Origin of the sequence: Macrococcus sp. DPC7161 (genome assembly GCF_004117835.1) — a bacterium.
In the GTDB taxonomy this organism is placed as follows: domain Bacteria; phylum Bacillota; class Bacilli; order Staphylococcales; family Staphylococcaceae; genus SDSC01.
On the sequence record NZ_SDSC01000004.1, the window covers coordinates 60,072 to 74,150 of the forward strand.

At 33.6% G+C, this 14,079-nt stretch carries 15 protein-coding genes and 1 riboswitch; of the genes, 14 read left to right on the forward strand and 1 reads right to left on the reverse strand.

Features of this window, described 5'->3' with window-relative positions; genetic code table 11:
• Window positions 1-12 precede the first annotated feature (12 nt).
• From gntK to ER639_RS07085, 7 genes are all read left to right on the forward strand, one after another.
• Complete coding sequence (gene gntK / locus ER639_RS07055; RefSeq protein WP_129065078.1) at window positions 13-1,542, forward strand: gluconokinase; 1,530 nt, start codon at window positions 13-15, stop codon at window positions 1,540-1,542.
• A gap of 13 nt (window positions 1,543-1,555) precedes the next feature.
• Complete coding sequence (locus tag ER639_RS07060) at window positions 1,556-2,923, forward strand: gluconate:H+ symporter (RefSeq protein WP_129065079.1); 1,368 nt, start codon at window positions 1,556-1,558, stop codon at window positions 2,921-2,923.
• Between the two features lie 113 nt (window positions 2,924-3,036).
• The gene (locus tag ER639_RS07065; protein ID WP_129065080.1) at window positions 3,037-3,669 is read left to right on the forward strand and encodes a Bax inhibitor-1/YccA family protein; all 633 of its coding nucleotides are present in this window, start codon (window positions 3,037-3,039) and stop codon (window positions 3,667-3,669) included.
• Between the two features lie 94 nt (window positions 3,670-3,763).
• The gene (locus tag ER639_RS07070; RefSeq protein WP_129065081.1) at window positions 3,764-4,483 is read left to right on the forward strand and encodes a YebC/PmpR family DNA-binding transcriptional regulator; all 720 of its coding nucleotides are present in this window, start codon (window positions 3,764-3,766) and stop codon (window positions 4,481-4,483) included.
• Window positions 4,484-4,545: 62 nt separating this feature from the next.
• On the forward strand, window positions 4,546-5,028 hold the full coding sequence (locus ER639_RS07075; protein WP_129065082.1) for a cupin domain-containing protein: 483 nt from the start codon (window positions 4,546-4,548) through the stop codon (window positions 5,026-5,028).
• An 18-nt stretch (window positions 5,029-5,046) separates the two neighbouring features.
• Complete coding sequence (locus ER639_RS07080; protein WP_129065083.1) at window positions 5,047-5,454, forward strand: VOC family protein; 408 nt, start codon at window positions 5,047-5,049, stop codon at window positions 5,452-5,454.
• Window positions 5,421-5,831 (forward strand): GNAT family N-acetyltransferase, encoded by a 411-nt coding sequence (locus tag ER639_RS07085; protein ID WP_240664008.1) that lies wholly within the window; start codon window positions 5,421-5,423, stop codon window positions 5,829-5,831. The genes ER639_RS07080 and ER639_RS07085 overlap by 34 nt, the downstream gene beginning before the upstream one ends.
• Here the strand turns inward: ER639_RS07085 and ER639_RS07090 are convergent.
• Window positions 5,828-6,346 (reverse strand): DUF1697 domain-containing protein, encoded by a 519-nt coding sequence (locus tag ER639_RS07090; protein WP_129065084.1) that lies wholly within the window; start codon window positions 6,344-6,346, stop codon window positions 5,828-5,830. The two genes, ER639_RS07085 and ER639_RS07090, sit on opposite strands and share 4 nt — an antisense overlap.
• Before the next feature lie 76 nt (window positions 6,347-6,422).
• Here ER639_RS07090 and ER639_RS07095 point away from each other — a divergent pair, with 76 nt between their 5' ends.
• The 7 genes from ER639_RS07095 (at window position 6,423) to ER639_RS07125 (ending at window position 14,072) form a co-directional block, all read left to right on the forward strand.
• Entirely contained in the window at window positions 6,423-7,202 is a 780-nt protein-coding gene (locus ER639_RS07095; protein ID WP_129065085.1) for an SDR family NAD(P)-dependent oxidoreductase, read from the forward strand.
• A 273-nt stretch (window positions 7,203-7,475) separates the two neighbouring features.
• Entirely contained in the window at window positions 7,476-7,862 is a 387-nt protein-coding gene (locus ER639_RS07100; RefSeq protein ID WP_129065086.1) for a GntR family transcriptional regulator, read from the forward strand.
• Window positions 7,837-8,739, forward strand: coding sequence for an ABC transporter ATP-binding protein (locus ER639_RS07105; RefSeq protein ID WP_129065087.1), 903 nt, complete (start codon window positions 7,837-7,839; stop codon window positions 8,737-8,739). Before ER639_RS07100 ends, ER639_RS07105 begins: the two co-directional genes overlap by 26 nt.
• The gene (locus tag ER639_RS07110; RefSeq protein WP_129065088.1) at window positions 8,711-10,606 is read left to right on the forward strand and encodes a hypothetical protein; all 1,896 of its coding nucleotides are present in this window, start codon (window positions 8,711-8,713) and stop codon (window positions 10,604-10,606) included. Before ER639_RS07105 ends, ER639_RS07110 begins: the two co-directional genes overlap by 29 nt.
• 49 nt (window positions 10,607-10,655) lie before the next feature.
• Window positions 10,656-12,122, forward strand: a complete 1,467-nt coding sequence (locus ER639_RS07115) for a phospholipase D family protein (protein ID WP_129065089.1) — start codon at window positions 10,656-10,658, stop codon at window positions 12,120-12,122.
• A gap of 102 nt (window positions 12,123-12,224) precedes the next feature.
• Window positions 12,225-12,331, forward strand: a riboswitch (SAM riboswitch).
• 72 nt (window positions 12,332-12,403) lie between these two features.
• The gene (locus ER639_RS07120) at window positions 12,404-13,426 is read left to right on the forward strand and encodes a methionine ABC transporter ATP-binding protein (protein WP_129065090.1); all 1,023 of its coding nucleotides are present in this window, start codon (window positions 12,404-12,406) and stop codon (window positions 13,424-13,426) included.
• Entirely contained in the window at window positions 13,407-14,072 is a 666-nt protein-coding gene (locus tag ER639_RS07125; RefSeq protein WP_129065091.1) for a methionine ABC transporter permease, read from the forward strand. The genes ER639_RS07120 and ER639_RS07125 overlap by 20 nt, the downstream gene beginning before the upstream one ends.
• Window positions 14,073-14,079 lie beyond the last annotated feature (7 nt).

Sequence of the window (14,079 nt, forward strand, 5' to 3'; positions counted from 1 at the left end):
GGAGGGAAGTCCATGTATTATATCGGAGTAGATATCGGTACAACAAGTACGAAATCAGTGTTGTATGAACGTTCAGGTAAAATCCTAGCAACACATCATGTAGAGTATCCATTACTCACACCTCAACCTGATATTGCTGAGCAAGAACCAAAAGCGATATTTGATGCGGTTTTAATGACGATTAAACATGTGATTGATACTGTATGTGCAAAACCTGATGAAATAAAGTTAATCAGTTTTTCGAGTGCGATGCATAGTTTGTTGGTGATAGATGAGCATCATCAGCCAATCACGAATAGTATTACATGGGCAGATAATCGTAGTAGTGCCTATGCGAAATTGATCAATGAAAAATACGATGGATTAAATATTTATAAACGTACCGGTACACCAATTCATCCAATGAGTCCGTTATGTAAAATCATGTGGATGAAAAATGAAGATCAAGCTACATTTAACCGTGCACATAAATTTATCGGTATTAAAGGATATGTTTTCTATCAATTGTTTGGTAATTATATTGAAGATTATTCTATCTTATCTGCGACTGGATTATTTAATATTCATCAACTTACATATGATCAAGAAGTATTGGATTTACTAGGTATTCAAGCATCGCAATTGAGTGAAGCTGTTGATACAACAACAATAGTGACTGGTTGTAAAGATTTATACTGTGATTTATTAGGCATTTCAAAAGAAACGAAATTTGTGATTGGTGCAAGTGACGGTGTGTTAAGTAATTTAGGTGTCGATGCGATTAAACCGGGTGAAGTGGCTGTTACGATTGGTACAAGTGGTGCAATTCGAACAGTGGTAAATGCTCCAAAAATTGATGATCATGGCAGATTGTTCTGTTATGCATTAACTAAAGATCAATGGGTGATTGGTGGCCCCGTAAACAATGGGGGTGTCATTTTACGTTGGATTCGTGATGAATTTGCAGCAAGTGAAATCGAAACGGCGAAAAGATTAGGCATTGAGACATATGATGTGTTAATGGAAATTGCAAAGCGTGTACCACCTGGAAGCAACGGTTTGTTGTTCCATCCATTCTTAGCTGGAGAACGTGCACCATATTGGAATAGTGATGTTCGTGGGTCGTTTATCGGACTCACATTAAGTCATAAAAAAGAGCACATGATTAGAAGCAGTTTAGAAGGTGTTATTTTTAATTTATACACAGTGTTCATTGCATTAAACGTATTGATGGAAAATGAAGTGAAGACTTTGAAGGCGACAGGTGGATTTGCTAAAAGCCCGCTATGGCGTCAAATGATGTCTGATATTTTCGAATCAGAATTAATCGTTCCAGAAAGTATTGAAAGTTCATGCTTAGGGGCGGTTGTACTTGGTATGAAAGCAATTGGTGAAATTGATGATTTTTCTGTAGTGAGTGACATGGTTGGAAAAAGTAAACCACATTATCCAATTCATGAACATGTGATTGAATATCGCAAGTTATTGCCGATTTATATGAATGTTGTGAAGCAACTTGAAATAACATACACAGAAATAAGTAAGATTCAAAACAAACATTAGGGAGGAAATCACAATGAATTTTTTTAGTGAGCAATGGCCATTAATTACCGTTGTCATTGCAATTATAATCTTATTAGTATTAATTATGGGATTAAAATTAAATACATTTATTTCATTAATCATTACTGCTTTTTCAACAGCAATTTTATTAGGAATGCCGTTAGATAAAGTTGTGCCAACAGTCGAAGCAGGTATGGGGGGTACACTTGGTCATATCGCATTAATCTTTGGTCTTGGTGCAATGCTTGGTAAATTGCTTGCCGATGGTGGTGGTGCAACACGTATTGCCCACACTTTAATTGATAAATTTGGTTTAAAACGCATTCAATGGGCAGTTGTAGTCGCTGCATTCATTATCGGTATTGCTTTATTCTTCGAAGTTGGTTTAGTGCTTTTAATTCCAATCGTTTATACGATTGCTAAAGAAACAAAAATTCCTGCATTACATTTAGGTATTCCAATGGCTGCGGCATTATCAGTAACACACGGTTTCTTACCACCGCATCCTGGCCCAGTTATGATTGCAAAAGAATATGGTGCTAATTTAGGTGATGTATTATTATATGGATTTATCATTGCAATTCCTGTAACAATTATTGCAGGGCCCTTATTTAGTAAACTTGCTAAAAAAATTGCACCAACAGCTTACACAAAAGAAGGAGATATTTCTTCTTTAGGTAAAAATGTTGAATTTAAATTAGAAGAAACACCAGGATTTATGATCAGTACGTTAACAGCGTTGTTCCCAGTCATTTTAATGTTAATTGCAACAGTAGTGAAATTAGTTGTTGAGGCTCAAAGTTTAACTGTTAACGGTTTTATTAAAGTGATTTACTTAGTTGGTGACGCATCAACAGCGATGTTAATTTCAATTTTAATTGCGATTTTTACTATGGGTATTATGAGAAATCGTACGATGAAACAAACGATGCAATCTGTGACTGATGCAATTTATCCAATTGGCATGATGATTTTAATTATTGGTGCTGGTGGTGCCTTTAAACAAGTATTAATCGATGGTGGTGTTGGTAAACACGTAGAAACATTATTTACAGATTCAAATGTATCACCAATACTACTTGCTTGGATGGTTGCTGCAGTGTTACGTATTGCATTAGGTTCTGCAACAGTGGCAGCAATTTCTACAACAGGTATTGTGATTCCTTTACTTGCGACAACTGATGTAAATTTAGCGTTAGTCGTACTTGCAACAGGTGCGGGTAGTGTAATTGCAAGTCACGTGAATGATGCTGGTTTCTGGATGTTCAAAGAATATTTCGGTTTATCAGTTAAAGAAACTGTATTAACTTGGACATTGCTTGAAACGATTATTTCAGTAAGTGGTTTAGTGTTCATCTTATTATTAAGTTTATTTGTATAAATTGATAATTATTGCGGTTTCATTAATGATTGAGAGAATTCATTAGACTTTAATGTTAGAACCCCTTAAACTAATATTATCCAAGAGGAAATATGAGTTTAGGGGTTTTTATTATGAACAATCAATATTATCAAGACATTTCTCGTAGTTCATCAATTCGCCAAGCGTGGCTTTATTTTATGTATTACTGGTTAATCTTTGCAGTGGGGACGTTTATCGGCCAATTCGTACCACCAGCAATTCACCAAACGATTTCAATCGTACTATTTGCTGTGATTATGTTATCACTTTTCACTAAAGCAGGACGAAAACACGGTGCTTTAATTGCGAACATTTATGCCTTAGCAATGGGTGTATTAAGTTATACTGCATTTATGTATTATTTAGCTGTATTAGGACAAGTTGCATTTTATCAAAATATCGGTCTTGCTGTAGGATCATTCTTTGCATTTGGTGCAGTAGGTTACTTTGTTGTTAAAGATGCTTCGAACTTAGCAAGAATTTTATTCCCTGCATTAATCATTTTAATCATCGCAAGTTTTATCGGTATTTTTATTCAAATGCCAATGTTCCAAGTGATGATTACAGTATTAGGTTTAGCAGTGTTTTATGGCTATACAATTTACGACTTTAACCGTATGGCACGTGGTAATTTCACACCAAGAGAAATGGGCTTTAACTTATTCATCAACTTATTAAATATCATTCTTGATATCTTAAGATTGGCTTCAATATTAAAAGACTAATGAAAAGACTGCTAAGGCGGTCTTTTTTTAATGTGCAAATGTATTTGTTAAGTGTATAATAATAAGAGATAAAATTAAGAAAGAAGCGTGTATTATGGGACGTAAATGGAATAATATTAAAGATAAAAAGGCTGCAAAAGACAAAAATACAAGTCGAATTTATGCGAAATTTGGACGTGAAATTTATGTAGCGGCTAAATCTGGTGAGCCAGATCCAGAATCAAATCAAAATTTAAAATTCGTTTTAGAACGTGCGAAAACATATTCAGTACCTAAGCATATTATTGACCGTGCGATTGAAAAAGCAAAAGGTGGTTCTGAAGAGAACTTTGATGAGTTACGTTATGAAGGATTTGGTCCAGGTGGTTCAATGTTAATTGTTGATGCATTAACAAATAATGTGAATAGAACTGCGAGTGACGTGCGTGCTGCATTCGGTAAAAATGGTGGGAACATGGGTGTATCAGGATCTGTTGCATACATGTTTGATAATACTGCAGTATTTGGTTTTGAAGGTAAAACAGCGGATGAAACGTTAGAATTGTTAATGGAAGAAGACATTGACGTTCGTGATGTCATTGAAGAAGATGACCATGTTGTTGTTTACGCAGAACCAGATCAATTTGCAGTAGTTCAAAATGCTTTAAAAGCAGCTGGTATTGAAGAATTTACAGTAGCAGAGTTATCAATGGTACCTCAAAATGAATTAGAATTATCTGCTGATGATTTAGCAGTATTTGAAAAATTAGTTGATGCCATTGAAGATCTTGAAGATGTACAAACGGTACACCATAACGTAGCTTTACCAGAATAAACATTTAAATACACAAAAAAGCATCTTGTTTGAGATGCTTTTTTATTACATTAGGAGATTTTATGAATAAAGAATCGTTAATTCGTCAATTAAATTTACAACCACATCCTGAAGGTGGATATTATCATCAAACTTATATATCTAAAGATTCAGTAGGTAATCGTGCATTATTTACAAGCATTTATTTCTTATTAGAATCGGGAAATATCTCACATTTTCATCGTATTGATGCAGATGAAATGTGGTATTTCCAAGGTGGCGATAGTTTAACAGTCCATATGATTTTAGAGGATGGCACGTACCAATGTGTACGTGTTGGTTTAGATGTTGAAAACGGAGAAGTACCTCAATTTTTAGTTCCTAAAAATACTATCTTCGCTTCAACAGTGGAGGATAACAATCAATGGAGCTTTGTTGGTTGTATGGTTGCGCCAGGATTTTTATTTGAAAAATTTGAACTGTTCACACAAGCGGAACTGATTGAACAATATCCACAACATGAAGCAATTATAAAAAAATATGCATTAAAGTCTTTACCTGAATAAGAATAAGGAAGTGCATTTATGAAACAAAAAATTACACCATTTTTTATGTTTAATGGTACTGCTGAAGCGGCCATTCATTTTTATTTATCTATTTTTCGTAACTCAGAACTTGTTACTATTCATCGATACGGTAGTGAAGGTCCTGGGCCAGAAGGATCTGTTAACCATGCCATTTTTAAATTATACGGTACAGAATATATGGCTATTGATAATTCGAATGCTGTAGACATTCCATTGACACCTGCAACAAGTTTTGTGATTCATTGTGAAACATTAGCTGAGATTGAATATTTATATGAATCTTTATCGGAGCACGGTAGGATATTAATGCCATTAAGTGAAATGCCACCAGTTGCAGAAAGATTTTGCTGGATACAAGATAAGTTTGGTGTGTGTTGGCAATTAAACTTACCATTACTCAGATGATTAGAGCATTTAAGTCGTCAGATATTGATGCTATTCAAGCAATGAATCAAAGCGAAGGTTGGGATAATTTAGTCGTACGGCATGAGCAAACATTGAACAGTTGGAAAAATAGTGTGGCGTTCGTATTTGAAGAAAATAATGAAGTCATCGGCTGTATTCGTGCAATAACTGATGGTTATGTGAGTTTGTATGTATGTGAATTATTAGTACATCAAAATCATCGTAAAAAAGGCATTGGCAAAGCATTGATGGGTTATGTTCATGATTTATATCCAACAACAAGAATGGAGCTACTCGCAACAAGCAGCTCCAAAAGTTACTATGAATATGATTTTAGACCTTTTTATGGTTTTAGAAGAACTTACGGCGAGTCTTAGTCTAATTTTTGAATGATCTTCTCTATTGTTCGTAAATTACGACTGGTCATAAATGGTTTATATTTTGCTTTACCTAAGCATTTTCCGAAAGGACTGTCTAATGTCAGTCTTTTTTTTACTGTCCAAAACAAGTAATCATCAGAAAGCTTTAATTGTTCAATCGTTGAATCAAATTCATGATGACTCAATTCGTTAAGTATAGAAGTATCATTTGAAAAAATAACATAAGGCTGCATTTCGTCGCTTAAAGTAAAAGGATAAAGTTGTAAAACTTTCTTTAGTGCTTCAGCAGTCATTAATATTATAAATGCTTCATAATGAAATGATTTACTTAATTGGTTTTCAATCATTATTTTTAACTGGTCCATTGGGAGTGTACTGTCAAAAATCATATTACCTGTTTGTAAAACGGGTATTACGCCTAAATCAATTTCTGCCATAGATACTTTTAATGCTTGATTCGTGATTTTAATACCATTGACATTAACTCCGCGTAAAAGTGCGACAAATTTCATAAATTCAGTCCTTTTTAAACAAAGTTTATCACGGAATTTGCTATAGTTATAGTATTAACATATAGGAGGCTTTACGATGGAATTGAAATTACAAAATAAAGTAGTAATTATAACAGGTTCTTCAAAAGGCATCGGAAAAGAAACAGCATTGTTATTAACACAAGAAGGTGCACATGTTATTTTGGCTGCAAGAAATGAATCAACTTTAAAAGAAGCCGTACAATATATAGATGAACGTACTGGAAAAGTCCTCAATTATGTCGTTATGGATGTAACAAAACCAGAAGATTGTCAACGATTAGTAGAAACAGCAATTGAAAAGTTTGGTCGACTTGATATATTAATTAATAATGCTGGAAGTGCATTTGCTCAAAATTTTGAAACTGTTTCATTGGAAGATTGGCAAAATGATTTGAACTTAAAACTGTTTGGTGCTATTCAAATGAATCAAGCAGCCATTCCACACTTAAAAAAACAAGGTGGTGCCATTGTAAACTTAACAGCAGTCGCAGGCAAAACACCACCTGCCAATACATCACCAACATCGGTGACACGTGCAGCTGGATTGGCACTCACTAAAACATTATCAAAAGATTTAGCACCATATAATATCCGTGTGAATGCAGTCTGTATCGGCTTAATTCGTTCTGGACAAATTGAAAAACGTTGGCAAAATGAAGCGCCAGATCAAACGTGGGAAGCATATGCGAGAGACCCAAAACATAATATACCTTTAGGCAGAATTGGAGATACAAGAGAAGCGGCAAATGTGATTGCTTTTTTAGCAAGTGATGCTGCAAGTTATGTGACAGGAACAGCCGTAAATATAGATGGTGGAGTAGCACCAGCGTTATAAACAAGAGGCTGGAACTGAAGTGTTCTGCCACAAGCAATAACCGATAAAAACGTATAAATCGCTTTTTGATTTATCGTTTTTTTGGTTTTTGTCGTAGTGGCAACTTCTGTTTCGCCGTTTATTCTAGAATTTATGAAGAGGTTTAGACATCAAATGATGTCTAAACCTCTTCTTTTCTATGCAAAAAAATAATGCTTTTACAAATGCTTGCAATTGCACTGTATTAACTGTATTATATTGTATAGTACAGATGATACAGAAGGAGGGTAACAAGTGATTCACATTGACCCAAGAAATAGATTACCCATATATGAACAACTGACTAATGCGATAAAAATGCAAATTATGAATGGTGTACTAGAACCAGATGAACAATTGCCATCTGTGAGACAGCTCGCTCAAGAATTAACGATTAATCCGAATACGATTCAAAAGGCTTATCGAGAACTAGAGCGATTAGGTTTAACTTATTCAGTACCTGGTAAAGGAAGTTTTGTCAATCCGGTTGAAGAAAATATACATAAGGAGCAAATCAATATGTTAAAAGAACAACTTGATAAAGTCATCCATGAACTCATGGTTTTAGGATTGTCAAAAGAAGAAATCATCGCACATATCAAAAGGGGGGAAACACATGATAACCATCAACAAAGTGAGTAAACAATTTGGCGCGTTTAAAGCGGTGAATGATACGTCATTACACATACAGGCGGGATCAATTCACGGTTTACTTGGCTCGAATGGAGCGGGTAAAACGACATTACTTAAAATGGTTGCTGGCATTTATCAAGTAGATGGTGGCGAAATTTTATTTGATGACCAAAATATTTACGAAAATGAAGCGTATAAAAGTCAAATGATTTTTATTAGTGATATCCCATATTTCTTTACGAATTCGTCGTTAAAAGATATGGCCAATTTTTATGCGGATATGTATCCAAGTTTTAGTTGGGAAAGATTCAATCAATTGGTTGAACTGCTTAAATTTAATCCAAATAAAAAGCTTTCTAAAGTATCTAAGGGGATGAAGCGTCAAGCTGCGTTTGTTCTAGCAATTGCTGCGAGACCGAATGTCTTGTTGTTAGATGAGCCATTTGATGGTTTGGATCCAATTATGAGACATACTATCAAAAACTTATTGATTCAAGATGTTTCTAAACATGAAATGCATTTATTTGTATCAAGTCATAATTTACGTGAGATGGAAGACTTTTGTGACAGCGTTTCTATTATGCATGAAGGAAAAGTACTTTTAGAACGTGATTTAGATGAACTTAAAGGTGATATTTGCAAGCTTCAAATGGCATTCAAACAATTACCAAACGATAAATTCTATCAATCATTAAACATTGTTGATAAAAAAATTAAAGGGCGCATCGTAACGTGTATCATTAAAGGTGACTTTGGCGACATTGAACAGTACATTACCCAGCAAGAGCCATTAATGTATGACATATTGCCATTAACCCTTGAAGAAATCTTTGCATATGAGCTAGGAGGTTACGGTTATGCAATTGAAAACATCATTGTTGAATAAAGCGTTATTTAGAAATTTCTCATCTGTTATTTTATTTTTAACCATCATTAATCTTATATGCACATTTTTATTGGTCCCTTTTAGTTATATTATGGTTTACATAGATGGAAGTACCATTCATCATTACAGTAAATACTTTGTAGGCGTCCCTGAAATGTTGAGGTTATATTTCTTTGGAGCAATGCTATACAGTGTTTTATGTGGTGTATTTATTACGTATTTCTTGAAAAATCAAGATGCAAGTGACTTTGTACATAGTTTACCTGTGAAAAGAAGTACAATATTAACAACGATTTATGTGACTTTCTTAAGTCATGGATTAGTAAATTTATTGCTAAATGGCTTCATAACATTCTTATTCGGTTTTAAATTTGCAAATATTAGTTTTGAGAAATTATGTTTTTGGATTGTGTTTAGTTTGGCGGTATACTTTATTTGTTTCACTTTTACAATGATGATGTCGCTATTCATTAATAATTTATTAACACATTTGATCTTAACGATTGTTGTTGCGATGTCACCGTTTATTATTGGTACATTGGTCTACACAACACATATGATGAACTTTGTTGGATTAAATCATTTTCCACAGAAATGGGTTACTTATTTAACTGTACCAGCAAAATTAATAGAAGAACTATCAACAGAACAATTTAATTGTGTTTATTGGTTTATCGTTATCGTTGTCAGTGGCATCATTACGGTGTTCAACTTTTACATTTACAAGAAAAGAAAGAATGAACGTATCAATGAAGCCTATTCAAATTACATTGTTCAATTTATCTTTTATTTAGTAACAATGCTAATTGCCACTTTACTAGGAGGCATCATATTTAGAGGATTAATCATTGATAATAAGTGGTTAATGATAATCGTTTATATTGTTGCATTTAATATTGTTTATGTCTTACTCGAAATGTTAGCACAAAAATCTGTACGCATTACATTTTACAAACAAATGTATGCAATCACATTTGTATTTGTAACAATCGGCATATTAGTGACCTTTTTTATAGGGCAAATGCGTGAAAATTACATTCCGAAAACTGAAGAAATTAGTAGTGTGAAAGCAAATATCCATCAGACAACATCAGATGACAAGGAAAACATATTAAATACAACAGCGATGGATGATACAAAATACATTGATAACATGACGAAAGTGCATCAATACTTGATTAATCATCATCGTGAAAATGGAGACAATCATTACAATATTACTTACCGCTTGAAAGATGGACGTACTGTAAAACGTCAATATTTTATTATGTCTAAGGATGAAAATAAAATAAAGAAAATGGCATATCAAGGTGTAAATAAAGATAAAATCATGTCTTCAATTAAATGGGATGAGTTATCTAAATTAGATATCTCAATTGCTGAAAATTCGGGCAGTGAACCTGAGGAAAAAAAACTCAATACGATGCAAGTTAAAGCATTATTGCCAATACTAAAAAAAGAACTCAATTCTGAAATGAGTGGCAATAAATATGAAGACTATGCAAATGGACGCTACTTTATCAATTTCACTGAAAATGAAAGAACTGTTATTTATAGCAGCTCTTACTCATATGGTATTGCGATGAATCTATACAACCAAGAGTTATTAAAAGCATATAATAAAATTGGCATAAAAGATTCACCGTCAGACTTTTTACCTAAAGGGGATGTTTATCTCATTGGTAAAAAGAAAGACTTTGATGCAGCAGTAAATAGCGATAATATGCTTGAAACATTTAATGTGAAAAAACAAGATCGAAAAGCTTTTGAAGCCAAGTTCAATCAATACGGTGCGAATACTGATGGCAATTACTTATATTTCATAAAAAGCGATTCAGGAACGACGTTATTATTAATGACAAATTAAGCGCATTTGCGCTTTTTTTGTTATGTTATAATCGGATTGAGGTGATCATTTGGCTAAAAAGAGACCAGTAAGAAAGAAGAAAAAGAAAAAATCGTTATTCAAACGATGGCTATATTTTATATTAATCATTTATTGTTTAGCATTTATATATGGATTAGTAAAACCAATGCCAGGTGGGAGTTCTAAATGGTATGAAGTGAGTAAGACGAATGATGCACAATTACTTTTGGATAATACGTATGAGAGTAATGGCCAAATGCATTACAATCATCATATTTTCCAGGAAATATTAAATACCATACGTGATGCAGATGATTTTATTATTTTAGATATGTTTTTGTTTAATGATACTTACGATGGGAAAGAAAATTATCCTAAATTGACGACACAATTGACGGATGCATTGGTGCAAAAGAAAAAAGAAAACCCAAATATTCGCATCTATATGTTAACGGATCCTATTAATAGTTTTTATGGAAGTTATACACCAAAACATTATCAAAAATTGCGTAATAACGGCATATTGTTGTATGAAACGAACTTAAATAAATTACGAGATTCCAACCCGATTTACTCAGCACTATGGCGCCCAACATTGCAGGTGTTCGGAAATGGTGGTAATGGAATGATTAAAAATATCTTCTCAAAAAATGCACCGAATGTTACAGTACGTGGTATGGCCAAATTGCTGAATATGAAAGCAAATCATAGAAAAACAATTGTCACTGAAGATGCAACAATCATTTCGAGTAGTAATCCTCATGACCCAAGTGGTCATCATCAAAATGTAGGACTTAAAATGAGCGGACAAATTCAAGAAGATGTGATTAAAAGTGAAATTGCTGCGATTAATATGAGCGGTGGGAAGCTAGAATTTAACGACTTCAAAATCAATAACCGTAAATTTAATAATCGTATGGATTATGATACGACTTTAGTCACTGAAGGAAAAATTCGTGATGCACTCATTGATGAAATTGAACGCCGTGATGACAATGATACGATTAAGATGGGGATGTTTTATTTATCAGATCGTAAAGTCATCAAATCGTTGTTACATGCAGCAGATCGCGGTGTAAAAGTCCAAATCATACTAGATGTGAATAAAGAAGCATTTGGTAAAGAGAAACCAGGTATCCCAAATAAATCAGTAGCGCATGAATTGGTTTCAAAATCAAATGATAAAATACAAATCAAATGGGCAGTCAGCCATGGTGAACAATATCATACCAAATTTACATTGCTTGAAGATAAAGATAAAAAAGAATCTCACTTAATGTTAGGGAGTGCCAATTTAACGAGAAGAAACATACAAGATTACAATATGGAAACCGATGTATTAATCACTGGAAAAAGTAACTTGCCAGTATTTAAAACATTAAATCAAGACTTTGATGCGAAATGGAACAATACATACGCCCACGTCACGGATAATTATAACGTTAAAAAAGATCCAAGCTTTATGAAAACATTGATTTATAGAATCCAAGAATTCAGTGGATTGTCGAGTTTTTAAATGATGTTATGAATATTAGATATAGTGAATATTCAAACAATTTTCAATTTACTGTTGACGAATCATTTTTTCACATGTAATATGAATATCAAATTTAATAAACACTTATCAAGAGAGATTGAGGGAAATGGCCCGATGACATCTCAGCAGCGGACTCTATTTAGAGCACTGTGCTAATTCCATCAAGCGTTATGCTTGGCAGATAAAATGTGATGTGCGGTTACGCCCATGTGTTTGCTAAGCAAATGCATGGGCGTATTTTTATTTTAGGAGGCGTAGTTATGATATATATTCAAAACGTAGTTAAACAATACCAAACTAAAAAAGGTGTTGTAACTGCTCTAGATGGTGTAAGTATCAAAATTGAAAAAGGAAAGATTTTTGGCATAGTTGGCTATTCAGGTGCTGGCAAATCTACATTGCTACGCATGATCAATAAACTTGAAGCACCAACCTCAGGATCAATATTTGTTGAGGGTGAAGATATTACTAAAGTAAGTGAAAAAAAGCTAAGAAAAAAGCGTCAAAATATTGGAATGATATTTCAAAGCTTTAACTTATTTAGATCAAAAACGATAGAAAACAATATTAAGTACCCACTTAAACTTACAAAACAATATTCAAAAGACGAGATTAATACACGGGTGGATGAATTACTAGAATTTGTTGGGTTAAGCGATAAGAAATATGATTATCCGAGTCAACTTTCAGGTGGTCAAAAACAAAGGATTGGTATCGCAAGAGCATTAGCTACAAACCCAGATATCTTACTTTGTGATGAAGCAACAAGTGCACTTGACCCAGAAACGACCGACGACATATTAGCGTTATTAAAGAAAATTAATAAAGAGCTCGGTATTACAATCGTTATCATCACACATGAAATGGATGTTGTAAAATCCATTTGCCATGAAGTGTGTGTGATGGAAAAGGGCAAAGTAGTAGAACAGAATAATGTGTTTGATTTATTTACAAATCCAATTCATAAAACAACAAAGCGATTTGTACATAGTGTCTTAAACGATGATATACCATCAGTCGTCAAAAATGATCGACATATCTATCGATTTATTTTCAATCAACAACAGATACTACAACCAGTACTCAGTAAGGTTGGAAGAATGTTTGAAGTTGATTTTAATGTACTTTACGGCAGTATCACTGAGTTAACAGATAAATTGTTTGGTAATTTACTGATCGAAGTTGTAGGGGAGACTGGAAATCAACAAAAAGCACTTCAAACGTTAGCAGCATATGGCATTGAAATTAAGGAGGTTGAAGGATTTGAAAACAGACTTAACTGAATTTTATCCCGTTATCATTCAAGAAACTTGGAATACCTTATTTATGGTCTTCGTTACTTTGATAGGTGCAGTTTTAATAGGTTTACCTTTGGGGATTTTACTATATGCATCAGGTAAAAACAGAGTGTTGGAAAATAAATGGATTAATACAGTATTAAATGCATTAATCAATACCATTAGACCAATTCCTTTTATCATTTTCCTCGTTGCATTGATTCCAATCACACGATTATTAGTAGGAACAACGATTGGAACATGGGCAGCGATTTTTCCAATGACGATTGCAGCAAGTTTATCAATCGCTAGAGTAGTAGAAAATAATATTATTTCAGTTGATAAAGGGGTTATTGAAGCTGCGCAAGCAATGGGAAGTTCAAAGTTCGATATTTTATTTAAAGTATTGATTCCTGAAGCAGCAGGTAGTTTGATACTTGGACTCACATTTGTAACTGTCTCATTAATTGAATTTTCGGCTGTAGCGGGACTAGTAGGTGCGGGAGGTATTGGCTATTTAGCATTTACATATGGCTATCAAAGATTTGATGTGGCGGTCATGTTTGTCACAGTCGTTGTATTAATCGTACTTGTACAAATCACACAATTTATTGGTAACAAAGTAGCAAATATATATACAAATAGATTATAAGGAGTGT